Annotated in this window: 17 protein-coding genes; 10 read left to right on the forward strand and 7 right to left on the reverse strand. The window is 65.3% G+C overall.

Annotated elements, in window-relative coordinates:
* Nucleotides 1–91 precede the first annotated feature (91 nt).
* The 5 genes from GGD67_RS23260 to GGD67_RS23280 all read left to right on the forward strand — a co-directional run bounded on the left by GGD67_RS23260 (nucleotide 92) and on the right by GGD67_RS23280 (nucleotide 3,710).
* Nucleotides 92–295 (forward strand): DUF4169 family protein, encoded by a 204-nt coding sequence (locus GGD67_RS23260; RefSeq protein WP_018319703.1) that lies wholly within the window; start codon nucleotides 92–94, stop codon nucleotides 293–295.
* On the forward strand, nucleotides 292–543 hold the full coding sequence (locus GGD67_RS23265; RefSeq protein WP_018319702.1) for a ribbon-helix-helix domain-containing protein: 252 nt from the start codon (nucleotides 292–294) through the stop codon (nucleotides 541–543). The genes GGD67_RS23260 and GGD67_RS23265 overlap by 4 nt, the downstream gene beginning before the upstream one ends.
* A 114-nt stretch (nucleotides 544–657) precedes the next feature.
* On the forward strand, nucleotides 658–933 hold the full coding sequence (locus GGD67_RS23270) for a ferrous iron transport protein A (protein WP_018319701.1): 276 nt from the start codon (nucleotides 658–660) through the stop codon (nucleotides 931–933).
* A 37-nt stretch (nucleotides 934–970) separates the two neighbouring features.
* Complete coding sequence (locus GGD67_RS23275; RefSeq protein ID WP_179736107.1) at nucleotides 971–2,842, forward strand: ferrous iron transporter B; 1,872 nt, start codon at nucleotides 971–973, stop codon at nucleotides 2,840–2,842.
* A gap of 418 nt (nucleotides 2,843–3,260) precedes the next feature.
* On the forward strand, nucleotides 3,261–3,710 hold the full coding sequence (locus tag GGD67_RS23280) for a hypothetical protein (protein WP_018319699.1): 450 nt from the start codon (nucleotides 3,261–3,263) through the stop codon (nucleotides 3,708–3,710).
* 107 nt (nucleotides 3,711–3,817) lie between these two features.
* Here GGD67_RS23280 and GGD67_RS23285 read toward each other — a convergent pair whose 3' ends face one another.
* Both GGD67_RS23285 and GGD67_RS23290 read right to left on the reverse strand, forming a co-directional pair.
* Complete coding sequence (locus GGD67_RS23285) at nucleotides 3,818–4,579, reverse strand: outer membrane protein (RefSeq protein WP_091961499.1); 762 nt, start codon at nucleotides 4,577–4,579, stop codon at nucleotides 3,818–3,820.
* Nucleotides 4,580–4,738: 159 nt separating this feature from the next.
* Nucleotides 4,739–5,002 (reverse strand): hypothetical protein, encoded by a 264-nt coding sequence (locus GGD67_RS23290; protein ID WP_092253962.1) that lies wholly within the window; start codon nucleotides 5,000–5,002, stop codon nucleotides 4,739–4,741.
* A 295-nt stretch (nucleotides 5,003–5,297) separates the two neighbouring features.
* Here GGD67_RS23290 and cax point away from each other — a divergent pair, with 295 nt between their 5' ends.
* On the forward strand, nucleotides 5,298–6,401 hold the full coding sequence (gene cax / locus GGD67_RS23295) for a calcium/proton exchanger (RefSeq protein ID WP_179736109.1): 1,104 nt from the start codon (nucleotides 5,298–5,300) through the stop codon (nucleotides 6,399–6,401).
* 167 nt (nucleotides 6,402–6,568) lie between these two features.
* Nucleotides 6,569–7,066 carry a GNAT family N-acetyltransferase gene (locus tag GGD67_RS23300; protein WP_018319696.1) on the forward strand — a complete coding sequence of 166 codons (498 nt, stop codon included), beginning with the start codon at nucleotides 6,569–6,571 and terminating at the stop codon, nucleotides 7,064–7,066.
* 154 nt (nucleotides 7,067–7,220) lie between these two features.
* Here GGD67_RS23300 and GGD67_RS23305 read toward each other — a convergent pair whose 3' ends face one another.
* The 4 genes from GGD67_RS23305 to GGD67_RS23320 form a co-directional block, all read right to left on the reverse strand.
* The gene (locus GGD67_RS23305) at nucleotides 7,221–7,463 is read right to left on the reverse strand and encodes a hypothetical protein (protein WP_018319695.1); all 243 of its coding nucleotides are present in this window, start codon (nucleotides 7,461–7,463) and stop codon (nucleotides 7,221–7,223) included.
* A 34-nt stretch (nucleotides 7,464–7,497) separates the two neighbouring features.
* Entirely contained in the window at nucleotides 7,498–8,616 is a 1,119-nt protein-coding gene (locus GGD67_RS23310; RefSeq protein ID WP_018319694.1) for a DUF2336 domain-containing protein, read from the reverse strand.
* 359 nt (nucleotides 8,617–8,975) lie between these two features.
* Nucleotides 8,976–12,587: an AsmA-like C-terminal region-containing protein gene (locus tag GGD67_RS23315; protein ID WP_179736111.1), complete on the reverse strand. Its 3,612-nt coding sequence runs from the start codon at nucleotides 12,585–12,587 to the stop codon at nucleotides 8,976–8,978.
* A 142-nt stretch (nucleotides 12,588–12,729) separates the two neighbouring features.
* Entirely contained in the window at nucleotides 12,730–13,959 is a 1,230-nt protein-coding gene (locus GGD67_RS23320; RefSeq protein ID WP_179736113.1) for a cytochrome P450, read from the reverse strand.
* Nucleotides 13,960–14,087: 128 nt separating this feature from the next.
* Here GGD67_RS23320 and GGD67_RS23325 point away from each other — a divergent pair, with 128 nt between their 5' ends.
* On the forward strand, nucleotides 14,088–14,714 hold the full coding sequence (locus GGD67_RS23325) for a TetR/AcrR family transcriptional regulator (protein ID WP_179736116.1): 627 nt from the start codon (nucleotides 14,088–14,090) through the stop codon (nucleotides 14,712–14,714).
* A gap of 132 nt (nucleotides 14,715–14,846) precedes the next feature.
* Entirely contained in the window at nucleotides 14,847–15,773 is a 927-nt protein-coding gene (locus tag GGD67_RS23330; RefSeq protein WP_179736379.1) for a catalase, read from the forward strand.
* Nucleotides 15,774–15,796: 23 nt separating this feature from the next.
* Here GGD67_RS23330 and GGD67_RS23335 read toward each other — a convergent pair whose 3' ends face one another.
* Nucleotides 15,797–16,729, reverse strand: coding sequence for an AraC family transcriptional regulator (locus GGD67_RS23335; RefSeq protein ID WP_018319687.1), 933 nt, complete (start codon nucleotides 16,727–16,729; stop codon nucleotides 15,797–15,799).
* A gap of 383 nt (nucleotides 16,730–17,112) precedes the next feature.
* Between GGD67_RS23335 and GGD67_RS23340 the strand changes: the two genes are divergently transcribed.
* Nucleotides 17,113–18,072, forward strand: coding sequence for an AraC family transcriptional regulator (locus tag GGD67_RS23340; protein ID WP_177237001.1), 960 nt, complete (start codon nucleotides 17,113–17,115; stop codon nucleotides 18,070–18,072).
* The last annotated feature ends 3 nt before the right edge of the window (nucleotides 18,073–18,075 follow it).

Genomic DNA, 18,075 nt, shown 5'->3' on the forward strand with positions numbered 1-18,075 from the left:
AATGGCGATCAAGTCTTGTGGTGCGCAGTGCGGCACCCTGTTTCTGAGTGTTTCATCCTGCCTGGAAAGGATCGGATGATGGAGACGCGGCATGGGGAACGTCATCAACCTGAATCGTTTCAGGAAGCGCGCCGAACGGGAAGCCTCGGCGAAGCAGGCGGACGCCAACCGGACGAAGTTCGGCCGCACGAAGGCGGAACGGTCGGCGCAGGAGACGCGCGCGGACAAGGCGAAGGCGCATCTGGACCAGCATCAGTTGGACCAGCACCAGATCGATCGCGAGGAGCAGCCATGAAGTCGCCCGTCGTGAAACGGTCGATCGTCGTCGCCGGGCACAAGACCAGCGTCAGCCTGGAAGAGGCGTTCTGGAACGGCATGAAGGAGATCTCCGGCTTGCGCAACATGACGTTGTCCGAGCTGGTCGGCGAGATCGACAACAACCGCCAGCAGGGCAATTTGTCGTCGGCGATCCGCCTGTTCGTGCTGGACTACTTCAAGAGCCGGGCCATGGCCCCCCAGCCGGACAAGGTCGCGGCCCAGTAACCGCCGGGGCGCCTTGGACGGCGCTCCGCGATCTGCACTTTAAAATCACTCTAAGGTGCGGTTTCAGCGAGCGCGCGCGCTTGACCTCAATGCCTTGCGTTGAAAATACAGGGCATGACCGACACCAATGACACGCGCCCGCACATGCCGCTGGGTCTGGCCCAGCGCGGCTATACCGGCGTCATCCAGCATCTTTCCGCTCGCGAGGCGGGCTCGGCGCTCTCCGACATCGAGCTCGAGAGCCGCCTGATCGAGCTCGGCTTCGTCGAGGGCGCCCGGGTCGAGGTCCTGCACGAGGGGCTGGTGGGGCGCGACCCGATCGCCGTGCGGGTCGACAGCATCACGATTGCGGTCCGCCGCCGCGAGGCCATGGCCATCATCGTCGCCTAGACAGCGACCGGACCTCTGATCCCGGACCAGTGATTCCATGGAATTACCCCTGCTGCATCTCGCCCTGGTGGGCACGCCGAACAGCGGCAAGACCTCGCTGTTCAATGCCCTGACCGGCAGCCGGCAGAAGGTCGCGAACTATCCGGGCGTCACCGTCGAGCGCAAGGAAGGCTTCTTCGTCACTCCGCTGGGACGCCAGGTCTCGGTGGTCGACCTGCCCGGCACCTATTCGCTGCGCGGCCGCAGCCCGGACGAGGAGATCACCCGCGACTTCGTGCTCGGCAAGGCCTCCGGCGAGACCGTGCCCGACCTCGTGCTGTGCGTGGCCGATTCGACCAATTTGCGGCTGACCATCCGCCTGCTGCTCGAGCTCAAGCGCACCGGACGGCCGATGCTGCTCGTGCTCAACATGTTCGACATCGCGGCCCGCCGCGGCATCACCGTCGACACGGAGCGGCTCGCCAAGGAGCTCGGCTTGCCCGTGGTCACCTCGATCGCGGTGCGCAAGGGCGGCACCGCCGACCTCTTGAAGCTGACCGACGAGGTCTCGGCAAAGCTCGCCGCCGAGGCGGAGGCGAACAGCTGGCGCGCGCTCAGTGTCTCCGAATTGCGCGCGACCCAGCGCGAGGCCGACCGCATCATCGCCGACTGCGTCAGCCTGCCTGCCAGGCCCGACACATGGACCGCGCGGATCGACGCGATCGTGCTGCATCCGGTTGGCGGCCTCATCGTGCTCGCTCTGATCCTGTTCGTGATGTTCCAGGCCGTGTTCGCCTGGGCGCAACCGGCAATGGACGTGCTCAAGTCCGGCTTCGACGCGCTCGGGGAGCTCGTGCAGGCCACTCTGCCCGACGGCCTGTTGCAGAGCTTCCTGCAGAATGGCGTGATCTCCGGCGTCGGCAGCGTCATCGTGTTCCTGCCGCAGATCATCCTCATCTTCCTGTTCATCCTGCTGCTGGAAGATTTCGGCTACATGGCGCGCGCCGCGTTCCTGATGGACCGCATCATGGGCGGCGCTGGCCTGCACGGCCGCGCCTTCATTCCGCTGCTGTCGAGCTTTGCCTGCGCCATTCCCGGCATCATGGCGACGCGCGTGATCGACAACAAGCGCGACCGGCTGACCACGATCCTGATCGCGCCGCTGATGACCTGCTCGGCGCGTATTCCGGTCTACACGCTGATCATCTCGGCTTTCATCCCTGCGAAGGACGTCTGGGGCTTCATCAACCTGCAGGGCCTCGTGATGTTCGGCCTCTATGGCTGCGGCATCATCAGCGCGCTTCTCGTCTCGTTCCTGATCAAGTTCTTCATGCTGCGCGACTATGCGCCGGCGCCGTTCATGCTCGAGCTGCCGGACTACAAGATGCCGCGGCTGAAATCGATCGTGATCGGCATCTTCACCCGCGCCAAGATGTTCCTGTACCGCGCCGGCACCACGATCTTCTCGATGATGGTGCTTATCTGGTTCCTGGCCTCGTTCCCGCAGCCTCCGGCGGGCGCCACCGAGCCCGCCATCGACTTCAGCCTGGCCGCGATGATCGGCAAGGCGCTCGAACCGCTGCTCGCGCCGGTCGGCTTCAACTGGCAGATCGCGGTGGCGCTGATCCCGGGCATGGCGGCCCGCGAGGTCGCGGTCGCGGCGCTCGGCACCGTCTATGCGATCGAGGGCGGCAAGGAAGCGGCCGAGCAGATCGGCCAGGTGCTGGCGACGAAATGGTCGCTCGCCACCGCGCTGTCGATGCTGGCCTGGTACATCTTCGCCCCGCAATGCGCCTCGACGCTGGCCGTGATCCGGCGCGAGACCGGAAGCTGGACCTGGATGGCCGTGACCTTCACCTACATGCTGGTACTGGCCTATGCCGCGAGCCTCCTGACCTACAACGTCGCGGTGGCGCTGGGCGCCGGCTAGCAGCCCCTCCAAACAAAATTCGCGAAAACAACCCCATGCACAGTAGACAGGGGTTGTGAAATCAATGGCTTACGCGCGGGCGAGAGTCGTCTCGGCTGCCTGGTCGGGCGAAAAACTGGCACGATGCCATTCTCCCGAAGACCATCGATGCCGCACAGGTCTGGCTCGCAAGTCACGAGCTTTGCCGACGCGCGACCAGACTGCTGCGAAGCTGCGGCAGCGGTCGAGCTGCATGCTGCTACCGAGGCGCGGCATCGTCGGGCAAAGCATTGATCCAGTGACATCCTCAAAGAGTCGCCAGGACCAGGTTGAGATATTTCGCGCGCTTGATCTGGATCAAGCTGCCTCGCGCAACGAGTCGGAGACTAGCGGAACGTCGTCGCAAGCTGGGCCATTGTGGGGGCACGGAGCGACCGGGATGCCGTTATTGGCCTATTTCTGGAAGGTCGGAGCGGCGTTGCTCGCGCTCCTGTTCGTTGCCGACTTTTGTCTGCCCGGCGCGCAAGTCGCCGAGAGGACGACCGCGGATCGGGCAACCATACGCATTCACTCGGACCGCAAATGGCCCGAGCGTGTGGTCCTCGATATGACCGCGCCAGTGATCGTGGCGGTCGCATCTGCACCTTCGACTACGGAGCCTCCTTCCCTCGCCCGCACAGAGCCGCCGGTCATTCGGGCGGAGACATCCGCGGTTGCCAATGCACTCGCGATGGCGCGCGCGGACTCGCCGCAGCGCGAATCCGTCGAGCACAAGCGGCCGCGAAGGCCGCAACACATTGCGACGCGATCGAAACGACACCCGACGCCGCAGATGGTTCTGGCGGCGCGGCAACCACAGTTCGGGTGGTTTGGCTACCGGGACTGGTGATCGCAATGGCGCTCGTGCGGCACTCGAACGCGCCGCGTGTCTGTTCATCTCCCACGAAAAAGGCCCCGGTCGATGCCGGGGCCTGAGTTCACCGGGAAGACCTGAGATCAGTAGCGAGCCGTGACCGGCGCGCCGTAACCGCCGAAGCGATAGTTCAGCCGAAGTGTGACCATGTCGATATCCTGGGTGACGCCGCTGCCCGTGAGCGCGAGCCCGCCGGGCGTGACCACGCCGGCTGCGAAGGCGGTGTTGTCGCGCCCCATCCAGAGATGGTCGTACTCGACACCGACCGACCAGTTCGGCGTGAAGCCGTATTCCCAGCCGACACCGAGAGCACCGCCCCAGCGCGTGTGACCTGCGGAGGCGAGGCCAACGCCCGTGACGTTGTTGAAAATGTCGAAGCGATTACGGGTCACCGCCGCACCGCCCTTCAGGTAAAACAGCGAGGCGTTCCATGCCCAACCTACCTGGGCCGTGAAGAGCCCGATGCCATCTGTCTTGCCCGTGGTCGAGACCAGCGGATCAATCAGGCTGACACGCGTGTTCTTGATCTCGGCCCAATCGCCCTGCGCTTCCAGGCCGAGCACAAACTGATTGGTCTGCCAGCGATACCCGAGCTGTCCGCCGATCAAGCCGCCGGAGCGATCGGCGCAACCACTTGCGAGCGTCCCTGCGGCCGTCACGAAGTCCACGCAGCCACGGCTCTGCCCCCAGCCGCCGTTGGCGCCGATGTAGAATCCCGTCCAGTTATAGACTGCCATCACAGGTACCGGCGGCGGCGCTGCCTTGACAGCCATATCGGCAGCCATGGCCGGAGCCACCATGCTCAGCGCCGCGAAGCCGATCGCAGCTATCGAGAGCTTCTTCATCGTCGTATCCCCTTTTCCTACATCTCTTCCGTTCAAAAATTGAGCCTTATGCAGGCTGGCGTGCATATTGCGAACGTCTCGAAGGTTACGCGGGAGGGAGGCTTTGGCCCGTACCAAAATGGCAACACCCAAGCGCCACGTCTGTGCACGATAACGTGCTTACTCGCCATCCATCTCGGAGCGGGAGGTGCTGTCTTGTTCGTCGGCAAGCCAAGCGTGGATGCCGGAGGATGGGATGAGCCGCCTGGGAAGATGGGGGTTGATCGTGCCTGCAAAGACCGCAAGCCCCTCGTCGAGCCTGGCACGCGCGAACAGCTTGGCTTCATGCTCGGTCGCGAAAGTCTTCGTCTCACGCGGACTCCGCTGTCTCAAAAGTAGCCCCCGTTTTCGAACTTCAAAGGTGACGTACCAAGTCGGAATCATCGCTCACACCAACACCTCCCCAACCAGCCCGGTTGTTGTTGTGGTTTGGCCGTGATCGCAGCGCTTGATGCAGATCAACTCGAATGGCTTGTCGAATTCGCCAGCGAGGAAGGCCAGATGCAGCGCAGCAGCGGCGGGAGCCGCCGCCTTTGGCGCCTATGGCTATCGCCGGGCGTGCGGATATCAGCCGCCCTGCTATTGAGGCGCCGGTTCGAGGCGCGCAAGCCGTTGAGCTAGATCAACACCGGGCCCCTCTCCGGCGGCAGCGTCGAGGTCTGACCGCGAAGGACGGACCATGAATGCTCTCCTCAGGGAAATCCGGCACAGCCCGCTGCTGTGGCTGCTGATTGTCGTGCCTGTCGTGATCGTGCTCGAGCATCTCATGCCGGACGCGCATACGCTGCTGTTCGTGCTGGCCGTGATCGCCATCGTGCCGCTCGCGAGCCTGCTCAGCCACGCGACGGAGGCCGTGGCCGAGAAGACAGGCGATGCGGTCGGCGGGCTGTTGAACGCCACGCTTGGCAATCTCACGGAGCTCATCATCGCGGTCACAGCGTTGCAGGCCGGTCAATACATGCTGGTCAAAGCCTCGATCGCGGGTGCGATCGTGACCAACTCGCTGTTCATGCTGGGCGCATCGCTGTTTCTGGGCGGATTGAGGCATCGCGTGCAGGAATACAACCGGGCGGGTGGCAGGCTCCATTCCGCGCTGTTGCTGATGGCCACGATTGCCCTGTTGTCACCCTCGGCCGTGGCCGATCTCGACTTTCCCGGACACGAGGCGACGGTGCAGCGCTTGAGCACCGCCCTGGCGGTCCTGCTGATTGCGGCCTACGGTCTCGGCCTGCTGTTCTCGCTGAAGACGCACAAGGATCTGTTTGCAAGCAGCGACCATGGCGAGGCTGGTGGTCCGATACTGCCGATTGCAATCGCCGTTCCGACACTGGGGATCGTCACCGTGCTGGTTGCGCTCGTGAGCGAAATCTTCGTCGCGTCGGTGCAGAAGGCCGCCGAAACGCTCGGCATGACCCCGGCATTCGTCGGGTTCATCGTCGTTGCCCTGGTCGGGGCCGCGGCCGAGATGGCCGTGGCGTTTTCCGCGGCACGCCGCAACCGGCTCGACATGAGCGTGAGCATCGCGCTCGGAAGCGCCAGCCAGATCGCCTTGTTCGTCGCACCCGTTCTGGTGCTGCTGAGCTACGTTGTCGGGCCGCAGCCCATGGATCTTCAATTCTGGCCGGGCGCGGTGACCATGGTCATGATCGCCGCCGTGGTGACGAGCTTCGTCACCAATGGCGGACGCTCCGCCTGGTTCGTCGGCGCGCTCCTGCTCTGCATCTACGCGATCTTCGCGATGACGCTCTACATGGTTCCGCCCGGCTCGCACGGCCCGGTCTAAAGCATGATCCGGAAGAGTGCGCAGCGGTTTTCCGAAAAGATCATGCTTGAACAACGACCTAAAGCGCCGCGCGCCGGTTGACCTGTCGGGCAAAACAGCGGCACGATGGCATCATCGGCCTCGATAACATCCAGATCGCGACCAGCTCCGGGCGACACTCTGCTTCCATGAATCGCTTCAGTACCGACAACCTGAACGCCGAGCGGCTGAACGAAAGTCACCTCGCCGACCTCGTCGCGCTCCATCTGGATCCCGAAGCGTCGCGTTATCTCGGCGGCGTGCGCTCGGCGGAGGCAACGGAGAAATATCTCGTCGCCAACATGGCGCATTGGGATCAATACGGCTTCGGCCTGTGGACCCTGCGCACGAAAGACGGCGCCTTTGCCGGACGGGCGGGCATCCGGCACATCCTGGTGGATGACGTCGACGAGATCGAGATCGCCTACGCGTTCGTGCGCGGCATCTGGGGCCGCGGATTTGCCAGCGAGATCGCGGCTGCGCTCACTCGGATCGGGCTGTCACAACTCGAGCTGCCGTCTCTCATCGGCATCGTCTATGTCGCAAACGGCGCATCGCGCCGTGTGCTGGAGAAATCGAATTACCTGCTCGAGCGGAGTACGAACCGTCACGGTGAGGACGTGGTGATCTACCGCATCCGTCGATGAGAGCCGCGGGTCCTCCTGCGCGGTGACGACGTAACCACCACGCAAGAGGTTGAGCCGCCCAGTCCCTTAAGGCGCGATGCGATCAGGATGGAGCGTCATCGCGCTTTAGCTTGTTGTTTATGCATGATGACGTCGCCGCGCGGCCTCGCGGATCCTACCTGAAATACCCCAACACGAGATCGATGTCGGAGCTTCCGGCCACCGTGCCGGTCAGCTCGGCGTCGATGACGCGGCGGCAGGCGTCGATCGCGGCGTGATCGCCGAGGTCATTGGCGGCTTCCAGCACGAGCCAGGCCGCGTCCACCGACGCCTTGTCGGGTGCTCCGCCGCCGAGATCGGCGGTGACGGCGCTGTTGAGGCTCTTCTTGCGAACCGCGGTGCCGAATTGAGGCAACATTGCAAATACTCCCCTTCGAATTCCGGGACGATGCTCAGTGGACCTGAAGCTCGGGCTGACGGCCGCCCGCGGTGGAATCCGCGGTCTTGCGCGACTGGTAGAACTTCAAGACGCTACGCGAGGTCTCGATCTTGAGCCGGCCGAAATCGCGCTCGTTTTCGTGCAGCTCGCGCGCCGTGATCAGATGATCCTTGGCGCCGAGGAACAGCAGCGACATGGTCGTGTCCCAGGAGAAGTCGAGCGCCTTGCACAGCACCAGAATCATCTCACGGTTACGGTCCATCATCGCGCGCTCGATCACGTCGACCGGCAGCGCCGACAGCAGCGACAGGCCGATCTGCACCTCGTCGAAGCGGTGCTGGCGCGCATAGTTCGAGATCGAATCCTGGTTGAGGTTGCCCTGGCGATGCTGCGTCGTCACCACGCGCTTGGCGACGAAATAGCTGCGGGAGGACGGGCCGAACTTGGACTGGAGATCGCCGGTGACCTCGGTCACCGAGCTCTGGATCTGCGCCATCATTTCCGGCCGCTCGGTCTCGAGGCGGCGGCGAACGTCTTCCGACGCCTTCGAGATCAGCTGCTGGAAGATGTGGCGCGGCACGTCCTTGCGCAGGCCAAGCTGCTCGGCGAGGATCGAATCGCCTTCGGCGCGCCGGACCATGTGCAACAGGCCCGAACCGGAGAAGCGCGCGCCCTCGTTCCTGGCAACCGACGTCACGACCTCCTGATCGCCGCGCTTGACCAGCACGTCGGTGACGGCCTCGCCAATCGATTTGCGCTGGGCGATTGCGAGCAGATGCGACTGGCCCTTGGTCATGGCGCTCTCGACCAGCATCTTCTCGTCGAGGCGAGTGGAGTCGCGCAGCACGGGACCTGCGACCTCGATCTCGTCGTCGAGCGCCAGCTTTTCGATGACGTTGAGCGGAGCGTGATCGCACGCCGACATCAGCTCCGAGAGCTGCGCGCGCGCAGCGACCTCGATCTCGTCGGCGAGCCGCCCGATGACCTCGCCGAACATGCTGATCTCGTCGTCGCTGTAGCGGCCGGTGATCAGAATGTCGGTCGCATGCCACAACGCCTTGGCCCGGCTCTCGTCAGTGCCGCGCGCGATCGCGTCGTCCAGATCCTGTAGAAGCGTTTTCGCCCCGTTCATCTCGATAACCCCAATTCTTGGCAGTTCTTTTGGCGCGCCGCCCCGCCGCTCGTGGCGGGACACCGGATTCCCTGGGAACTGACGCTAGAGATCAAACGCGAGAATTCGGTAAAATCGGCAAATCAGTTTTGCCGGGCAAAATTCATTCAAATGCGAGGGAATGGGTTTACCGGCGGACAAGGCGGCTCGGAAGGTGCGCTCCCTCTCCCGCTTGCGGGAGAGGGTTGGGGAGAGGGTGTCTCAACGGAGAGACTCCCAATGTGGAGAGAGCCCCCACCCGGCGCTTCGCGCCGACCTCCCCCGCAAGCGGGAGAGGCTGCACCGAGCCCGCGGGTTCATCTCCCTAAACAAGGGCACCCTTACGGATTCTGCGGCGTCAGCACCAGCGGCGGCTTCGGCTTGGGCTTGGCGGGCGGCGGACCCGGAGCGGGCTTCACGTCGATGGCCGGCGGCAGCGGCGCAAGCTGTTGGGCAAGCGGCGGGCTTGGAGCTGCGGGAGCGGCCTGCGGAGCCTTCGGCAGCGGCGCGGCTTTCGGCTTTGACGGCGCGCGGCGCGGATCCTGGCCCGGCAGCGGCACGTTAACCGGCGCCTGCTCGGGCGTTGCATCCGGAGACACCAGCGTCGGCAGCGCCGCGGTCGCCGGCGGCGGCTCGCCACGCTCGATGGCGTCGAGCCGGCGCGTCTCGCGATCGATCGTGCGCACCGCAAGCCAGGACGACAGCGGCGCAAGGTCGATGGTGCGATTGAGCTTGTCGGGAGGGCCGGCCGCGAACAGCTGGATCTCCGGCGGGGCGCCGGAGAGGCCGGTCATGATCGGCGTCAGGCTGGCGCGGATGTCGGCCTGGTCGGCGGGAATGTCATAGCCGCCGGAGACGATGGCGCGGGCGTTCTTCGCTTCCAGCGGCGTGGCGCCGACGCGCAAGCGACCGTCGCGGATCGTGAACGGGATCTGCGCCGAGGCCACCGCGATCGGTGCGGCGGCAAGCGCGGGCTCGACCAGCTGCCGCAGGCGGTTGTCGTCGGCGACCTGGCCGCCGTCGCTGGCGCGGATCGCGATCTCGAAGGCGCGCGGATTGAGGCCGCCGATTTCCGCGGAGTCCAGCGTCACCGTGCCGTTGCCGGCGAGCGCACCGGTGAGCGCCGCGACGCTGCGGCCCTGGCTGGTCAGCGCCATCTGCACCGAGGCGCGCCCCTTCGGCAGCGCGAGATCGCGGTAGCGCAGCGTCGCCGCATCGACATTGCTGAGATCGATGCGCGCGTTCAGCGCAAGACCATTCGCGCCGTTGCGTGCGTCGAAGCTCGCCGACATCTCGCCGCCACTGAGACCGCCCTTCAATGCATCGAGTGCGAGCGACTGGCCGTCGCTTCGCAGCGTGCCGCCGAACGGGCGCAGCTCGATGCCGCCGGGCAACATCCCGCGCAACGCCTGGAAAGCGATGCGGCCGCGCCAGCCGCCCAACAACCCCGCGCTCAGCGGCTCGCCGGACTCGTGTCCCGCCGCGCCGATCGCCATCGCCAGCGCGGGCGCCAGATCGAGCGTATCGAGGCCGACTTCGCCGTCGACGCTCCTTTCCTGATCGAGCATCACCGCCAGATGACCGCGCAAATGCGAGCCCCCTGCATTGCCGTCGAGATCGTCGAAGGTCAGGCGGTTGCCGGAGAGCGTGAGGCGGGAGGACAGGCTGACGGCCTGCATCGATTTGCCGGCCGGGCTGGTCCCGAACAGCGGCGCCAGATTGGCGTTGCGCACGCGCAGGTTCACGCTGGCTTTCGGCTCCGACAGTTCGACGCTGCCCTGCGCATCGGCGTCGAGCCCGCCGCCGCTGAGCTTTGCGTTCAATTGCAACGGCCGCCGCCATGCACCGGTCAGCTTGCCTTCGAATTGCGACGCGCCCTCGCCTGCGGCCACCACGCGATCGAGCCCGAGCAGCGCCAGCAGCGCGCCGGCCTGCGGCGTCGATATCTTCGAGTCCAGCGTGAAGTCGCTGTTGCGCAATTTGTCGATGTCGATGCCGTTGACCGCCGCCACCGGCGTCTGCGCAGCCAGCGTCGCACTGGCCTTGAGCTGCGGCGCGTCGAGGTCGAGCACGGCGCGGGCATTGCTGCGATCGGCATGCTCGGCATTCCTGTCGAGGCTGAGATCGAGCTTGAGGCGGGTCGCGCCTGGTAATGAGGGGATGGCATCGAAACGGGCGCGGACCGCAGGCGCAAACGGCTCGATCAACGCGGTGAGCTCGCGCAGCGCATTGGCCGAGGATTTCAGCGCGAGCTTGCCGGTGGCCTTGGTGCGGTCGAAGCTGCCGCTCGCCTCGGTGGTCACGCCGCTGGCCTGGCCGAAGCGCAGCTGCTCCAGCGACAGCGATGCCGGGCCGTAACCGAGCTTTGCCGCGAACGGCCGCAGCTCCTGGCCGGCGGAGATGGCGCGGCCGATATCGAGCGAGAGCTTTGCCTCTTCCGGCCATTCGCCCTGCGGCCCCGCGAGCGCGCGCACAAAGCTCGCGGCGGCGTCGAGATCGAGCCGGTCGGCCTTGAGCTCGGCGTCGATCCGCGAGCCCTTTCTCGCGCCTGTTTGCACGAAGGCGATGCGGCCCGTGACGGCGCCGCCTTCGATGTCGGCCTTCAGCCTGTCGATGGCGAGATGGTTGGCGGCGATGGTTACGTCGCCGGCAAGGCGCAGCGGCCGCGTGCTGCGGCGGTTGATCTCGCTGCGGCCCTGCAACCAGGCCATCAGCGCGTCAGGATCGGAGGATTCGACACTGAGACGACCGCTGAAACTGTCGGCGCCGGGAGCTGCGCCGTTGAGCGAGAGCTGCGTCATGCCGGGCGCGCGCAGCTCGAGGCGCTGGAAGGTCCAGGACCTTCCATCGGTCTGAAGCTCGGCCGCGATGTTCTGCAGCGGGCGGCCGCCGAGCATGATCTGGTCGGAATTGAACTCGATCTGCGCCGGGATCGGCGCCTGCGGAATGGCAGCCAGCCCCGCGCGCAGCGCCGGCAGGATGCGAAGCGGCTCGGCATCGTCCTTGCCCGCGAGCCTGTCGGCATCGACCTGGCGCGCCGACAGCACCGCGCGCAGCAGCGGCGAGGCGCCGAATTTGAGGTCGCCGACGCCGCCGAGCTTCAGCGCATTGTCTTCAGCGCCGAAGCTCGCGTCGATCTGCTCGAACTTCGCACCGGCTGGATCCGCCCTAAGCTTGGTCGTGAGCTTCCACGGCGTTGGACCCGCCTCGCCCGCCTTCTTGACCGCCGGTACGGCCAGCGTCAGCGCACCGTCGAATTTCGGCAGGCGATTGTCGAAGGCGAGCACGCCTTCGAGATCGGCGAGGATGGCACGCTCGCCGGGATCGATGTTGAGATGGAGACGGGTGGCGCTGCCGTCGGCGCTCGGGCCGGAGGAGACGCGGAACGGATAGCGCACCCCGGCGGCGGTGAACCTGCCGTCGCCGCGCACCGAGCCCGCGAGTGAGCGGACGTCGCCGGAGAAGGCGATGTCGTTCAGCTCCAGCGTCGAGCGGCTGGCGGCATCGTGGAGCGCAATGCGGCCGGTGAGATTCACCCGCTCGATGGCGAGCGAGGCCAGATTGAAGGTGCCGCTCGCGGTGGAGGGCAGATCGAGCCGCCCCCGGGCATCGAGACCAAGATCGACCGCCATGCCGCCCACCGAAAGCTCGGTGGCGCGCCATTCGCCGCGCATCAATGAGCCCAGGCTGAACTCGACATCGAGCTTGTCGGCGCGCAGGCGGCCGAGATCGTTGTTGCCGCCGAAGGTGACCTGGCGCAACCGCAGCGTCGGCGCCGGCAACAGACGCGCGTCGAGCTCGCCCGCGACCCGCACCGGCACGCCGATGATCTTGCCAGCCTCCGCCTCGAACTGGGGCCTGAACCGGTTCCAGTCGACGTAGTAAGGCCCGATCAGCGCGGCCAGCAGCGCAATAATGAAGGCAATCGCCAATCCGAGCAGCGTCGTCTGCACGGGTCTCCCCTCGGCCAAACCGGCATCCGGACCAAACCCTGGCCTTAGTGGACTTCAGGCGCGCCGGAACAGCCCCTTATATAGGGGGAAGTGTGGCGAAGTCACAGCGACTGTTGCGCGCGGAGGTTAATGCCGGCGCGCCTCACCAGCTCGCCGGCAGCCGCTTCAGGCCGCGCAGCACGAAGGTCGGCCGCCATTCCGGGTTTTCGACGTTGTCGATGCGCAAATCGGGCAGCCGCCGCAGCAGCGTGGCAATGGCGATCTCGGCCTCGATGCGCGCCAGCTGGGCACCCAGGCAGAAATGGATACCGCCACCGAACGACAGCGGTTTCACATTCTGGCGGGTGACATCGAGTTGGTCGGGCCGATCGGGATAGACCGCGGGATCGCGGTTGGCCGAGCCGAGCAGGCACAGCACGGTCTCGCCCTTGGGGATCCTCTTGCCGCCGAGATCCTCGATCTCCTCCAGCGCGACGCGTCCGGTCATCTGCACCGAGGAATCGTAGCGCAAGAATTCCTCGATCGCGCCTGCCATCAGCTCGGGGCGCGCCTTGAGCAGCGCAAGCTGGTCCGGATTGCGGTGGAGCGCGAGCAGGCCGTTGCCGATGAGATTGACGGTGGTCTCGTGGCCGGCGCCGAACAAGAGGATGATGTTGGCGGTCAGCTCCTCGTTGGTGAGCTTGTTGCCGTCCTCCTCGGCCTGCACCAGCTGGGTGGTGAGATCGTCCTCGGGATTCTTGCGGCGCAGCTCGAACAGCTGCTGGAAATACATCTGCGCCATCAGGTTGCCCTCGTTGCCCTTCCTGATCTCCTCGGCAGTGAGCGGCACGGGGTCGAGCAGCCGCCCGCCGTCGCGCGAGCTCTTGTAGAAGACCTCGCGGTGGTCCTCGGGGATGCCGAGCATCTCGCAGATGATGGTCACGGGCAGGCGGAAGGCGAAATCCTCGATCAGGTCCATGTGGCCACGCTCGATCACGGCATCGATGGCCTGGTCGACGATCTCCTGGATGCGCGGCCGCATGTCCTCGACGCGGCGGGCGGTGAAGGCCTTCACGACGAGGCCGCGCAGGCGGGTGTGGTCGGGCGGATCGGCCTGCAGCATCCAGTGGCTCATGCTGCGGAACACCGGCTCGTCCATGATGGCGGCGCTATATCGGCGCTTGGAGCGCTCGACGAAATCCTTGCCGAAGCGCTTGTCGCGCATCACGAGGCTGACGTCGGCGTGGCGACTGGTGACGAACTGGCCGAACGGCGTCACGTGGATCGGATCGTTCGTGCGCAGCCGTTCATAGTGCGGATAGGGATCGCGGATGAAGTCCGGCGACAGCGGGTTGAACAGCGGTCCGCCTGCGCCTTGCACGTGCTCGTTCATGGTGACCTCAATCGGTTGCCGATGACACGAATACGCCGATCGCAGCCCCACTGCCCGGCGTAACCATCCCTGAATTATCAACTCGATACATTGTTGTATCGAGTTGCATTCTGCCCTAACCTCGTCCGATGTCAAGGGTGAGAACCAGACCGACCAGGGACGATACGCGCGACAAATTGTTCGAGGCGGCCGCGCGCGTGTTCGAGCAGGACGGCATCGGCGGCGCCAGCATCGAGGCGATCGCGGCGGCGGCAGGCTTCACCCGCGGCGCGTTCTATTCCAACTTCAAGAGCAAGGACGAGCTGATCATCGCCATGCTCGAGGACCATGTCGAGCAGTCGATCCGACGTAACATGGACATCCTCGCCCAGCACGACAATCTCGACGATTTCATCGCGGCGCTGAAGGCGATGGACCGCTCGCGGCAGGATCCCCTCGCCCGCTCGCCGCTGCTGCACATGGAGATGATCCTGTTCGTCGCCCGCGCCGAGAAGCGCCGTCCCGAGCTTGCCAAACGCCTGCGCGCGCGGCGCAAGCTGGTGGCCGACATCGTCGAGGCGACGTTGAAGAGCAACGGACGCAACGACAATCTGAATCCGCCCTGGATGGCCTCCGTCGTGCTGGCGCTCGAAGACGGCTTTCGCCTGCACCGGCTGATCGATCCCGAGACGACGCCGGCGGACAGCTTTCTGCGGGCGATCACGGATTTGCGGCGGAGGACGGGGCTGGCGTCGGACACGGGGGCGTCTTCATAGCGCGCGGTGGCCCCGAGCAAGCGAGCCGCGAGATTTGTCGCAGGATCGGACAAGGCGCGCCCGCTTTGGGAAAGAAGCTCGATCCGCCCTGCGTCACAAACGAGCGCCATCGTTCGAACCCAGGGTTTCGTCCTGCCTCAGTTCCCCAGCGGCGCTGCCACGCCGACGTCTGTTGTCGATGCCCTGAAGGCGGTTGCCGGGCTTCCGCCAAAGGCACGGGCGAGCTTTGCCTGGGGCCAATGCGTTCGCGGCACCTACACCCCGTCGCATCAGGCCAAGGAGATCACCAGATCCCGCAGCTTCACCAAGCCGTCCCGGGTGCTGGCGCGGTTCTCGGCGGACGGCTGCCCCCCGAACGCGATGAACACTGACAGGTGCTCGCTGCGCGGCTTCAGCTTCCGGCTCGGCAGCGGGGATCAGCGCTCCGAGATCTTCACACAGAACGCCCCGGTTCATTTCGCCAGAACGCTCGACCAGATGCTGGCGTTCCTCCAGGCGCGCATGCCGGGACCGGACGGCAAGCAGGACATGGCGCAGGTCGAGGCATTCTCCGCCGCCAATCCCGAAACGCTGCATCAGGCAAGCTACCTTGCCGTGCATCCGCCGCCCGCAAGCCTTGCGTGCACGACCTACTGGGGCGTGCACGCCTTTCCCGCGACGAACGCAAAGGGCGAGACACGGTTCATCAAATTCAAGGTCGCGCCGGTCGGCGACGAAGGCAGGCCGCCCGAGGACGCAGCCACACCCGAGTCCCCCGGCTTTCTGCGCGGCGAGCTCGAAGCCCGGATCGGGGCACGCGATGTCAGGTTCAGCGTGATGGCGCTGCTGGACCGGCCCGGCGACCCCGTCATGGACGTGACCGAGCGTTGGCCCGATGAGGATGCGCGCGAAGCGGTACGCCTCGGAACGATCGTGATCACGGGCACAGAATCAGACGAGGCGTGCGACGGGTCCGCGTTCAATCCGGCCAATCTTGCCGACGGCATCGGCCACCCGCCGGACGAGATGTTTGCAGCGCGCAGCGCCGCCTATGCCATCTCTCAGGCACGGCGCCGTTGAGCGGATGGCGTCTTGAGCCCGGATCACGTTTCGCTTTCCGGCACGCCCTGCGCCTCGCGGCGCCATATTCCCGGGCTCATCCCGACCACCGAGGAAAATACCCGGGTGAAGTGGCTTTGATTGGCGAACCCGGCCGATATCGCAATCTCCGCCAGCGACAGGTCGCGCACCGTCATCAATTGCTTGGCCGTGTCCACGCGCTGGCGCAGCAGCCATTGGTGCGGCGGCAGGCCGGTGGAGACGCGAAATGCACGCGAAAAATGACTGACGGAGAGATCGAACTCGGCTGCGATCTTGTCCAGTGAGAGCTTTCCGCGGAGATCGGATTCCAGCCTTTCGCAGGCCCGCTTGACCTGCCAAGGAGCAAGGCCGCCGCGCGCCGGCTCGGCGGCGCACCGCAATCCGCCGTAGGTCGTCGCAACATGTGCGGCGAGCGCGAGCATCATGTGGTCGATGAAGAGCTGGTTGGCCTCATCAGGCTGGCGCAATGCCGCCAGGAACGATGCGCCGAGATGGCGGATCGTCATATCGTCATGGCCGACGCCGGGCTGATAGGCGAGTTCGCCAATCCTTGGCGCGCCGCCTTGCCTCGCCATGTCGTCCAGCACTGAACGGGGCAGATGGAAGAACAGAGAATGGAAAGGCTTGTCGATCACATAGCGCGGATCGCGTTTCAGGTCGTACAGATAGGTGGCGCCGGCGCGGATATCGCTCTTGATCACGCAACGGCCACGCTCCCAGCACTCGCAATCGGCGAAATCGCGAAATTTGAGGCTGACGAGATAGGCGTCCTCCGAGGGCATCGAATCGGAAAGACGCGGCATGGGATGGTCATCCCGGGTCTCGGTGACGGCGAGCTCGGCGCTGCGCAGCGAACGCGTGACCAGCGTTGGCGGCGCATCTTTCAGATGCAGGAAACGTTCGACCTTCTGCGCGAAGGCAGCTGCCTGTGTCATGGCCGTGATCTCGTATGAGAGGGGACTTGGGAGCGCGGCGCCATCGCCAAATCACCCCTAATTATCCGACATCGCCAGGCGACGGTCCAGACCAGCGCGTCGGAGCGACAGCCGTATGACGGCCCGCCGCATTATTGCCTCAGATCGCCTTTCACGAGCAATTTCAACGAGTTTTGTTACCTCTCGCGCAATCCCGGCTCAATGCCTCGGCAAGCGCGTCGCCGGCCCATCGTGCGTTTGTGAAAGCTGGCGGCGGCTTGGAGCAGGATCGGACAAAGCATCACCGCTTCAGGAAATACGCGGAACCTTCGCAGCGCATAGAACACGCCCGTACAAATACGGACACTGATCGAAAGCTTGAGCTGATCAGGAGGAGCCACCCAATGACCGGGAGCACTGCACTCATGCGCAATCCCTCGCACCAGGGCTTGCCACCCCCGCCGGGCTCACAGCCGCACGATCGCTCGAGCTCCGAGCGACGCGCCGATGCGGAAATGGCGCGCGTGCTCGGGACCGAGCCACTTCGCATGGCACTGGACTCCTCCGGCGCCGGGATTGCCCATTGGAAACATGATCGATTGCACGACGTCGTCAAGCCCATGAGCCACCACGTGATCATGGCCCATAACGGCATGGTGCAGCGCATGGAGCGGCGGACAGGAAAATCGGTTGCGATCGGCACGTTTCGTCGCGGGGTCGTGGTCATCATTCCGGAAGGATCAAGCTCCCGCTGGGACATTCCGAAGCCCGTGGATGTGGTTCAACTGTATCTTCCCGATGCAACGTTGAAGCGCGTTGCTCGCGAAGCCGAGATCACGGGAACGAACGAGCTGCTGGAGCGGACGGCGCATCCTGACCCCATTACGTCTCGGCTGCTCCTGAGCGCGGCTGATACGCTGGGAGGCAATGAAGCCCTGGATACGCTGTTTCGGCATCAGCTGACGGATCTTCTGGCCACGCGCCTGCTGGTTGCGCACACAGGTTCGCCAGCCACGCTCCAGCCGACCATGGGCGGGCTGTCGCCGAAGATCCTGCTCCGTGCGATCGAACGATTGCGCTCGGACAGCGATGCGGACGTCTCGCTCGATGCGCTGGCTTCCGATGCCGGACTATCGCGCTTTCACTTCTGCCGCGCCTTCAAGGAGAGCACCGGCCTTTCCCCGCACTCCTGGCTGCGCCAACACCGGCTCGAGCAGGCCATGAAGATGCTGCGCGACAGCGACGAAGCGGTCGTCTCGATCGCCGCGGCGCTGGGCTATTCGTCGCAGACGGCGTTCGCAGCAGCCTTCAGGAAGCTGACCGGCGAGACGCCGAGCGACTGGCGCAGGCGGCACGCGCGCTAACGA

It is taken from the genome of Bradyrhizobium sp. IAR9, from assembly GCF_013408065.1.
Lineage (GTDB): Bacteria > Pseudomonadota > Alphaproteobacteria > Rhizobiales > Xanthobacteraceae > Bradyrhizobium.

Bases quoted from the DNA above. Each gene is read 5' to 3' on its own strand.
- GGD67_RS23260 (WP_018319703.1), top strand. From the start codon at position 92: ATGGGGAACGTCATCAACCTGAATCGTTTCAGGAAGCGCGCCGAACGG.
- GGD67_RS23265 (WP_018319702.1), top strand. From the start codon at position 292: ATGAAGTCGCCCGTCGTGAAACGGTCGATCGTCGTCGCCGGGCACAAG.
- GGD67_RS23270 (WP_018319701.1), top strand. From the start codon at position 658: ATGACCGACACCAATGACACGCGCCCGCACATGCCGCTGGGTCTGGCC.
- GGD67_RS23275 (WP_179736107.1), top strand. From the start codon at position 971: ATGGAATTACCCCTGCTGCATCTCGCCCTGGTGGGCACGCCGAACAGC.
- GGD67_RS23280 (WP_018319699.1), top strand. From the start codon at position 3,261: ATGCCGTTATTGGCCTATTTCTGGAAGGTCGGAGCGGCGTTGCTCGCG.
- GGD67_RS23285 (WP_091961499.1), bottom strand. From the start codon at position 4,579: ATGAAGAAGCTCTCGATAGCTGCGATCGGCTTCGCGGCGCTGAGCATG.
- GGD67_RS23290 (WP_092253962.1), bottom strand. From the start codon at position 5,002: ATGATTCCGACTTGGTACGTCACCTTTGAAGTTCGAAAACGGGGGCTA.
- cax (WP_179736109.1), top strand. From the start codon at position 5,298: ATGAATGCTCTCCTCAGGGAAATCCGGCACAGCCCGCTGCTGTGGCTG.
- GGD67_RS23300 (WP_018319696.1), top strand. From the start codon at position 6,569: ATGAATCGCTTCAGTACCGACAACCTGAACGCCGAGCGGCTGAACGAA.
- GGD67_RS23305 (WP_018319695.1), bottom strand. From the start codon at position 7,463: ATGTTGCCTCAATTCGGCACCGCGGTTCGCAAGAAGAGCCTCAACAGC.
- GGD67_RS23310 (WP_018319694.1), bottom strand. From the start codon at position 8,616: ATGAACGGGGCGAAAACGCTTCTACAGGATCTGGACGACGCGATCGCG.
- GGD67_RS23320 (WP_179736113.1), bottom strand. From the start codon at position 13,959: ATGAACGAGCACGTGCAAGGCGCAGGCGGACCGCTGTTCAACCCGCTG.
- GGD67_RS23325 (WP_179736116.1), top strand. From the start codon at position 14,088: ATGTCAAGGGTGAGAACCAGACCGACCAGGGACGATACGCGCGACAAA.
- GGD67_RS23335 (WP_018319687.1), bottom strand. From the start codon at position 16,729: ATGACACAGGCAGCTGCCTTCGCGCAGAAGGTCGAACGTTTCCTGCAT.
- GGD67_RS23340 (WP_177237001.1), top strand. From the start codon at position 17,113: ATGACCGGGAGCACTGCACTCATGCGCAATCCCTCGCACCAGGGCTTG.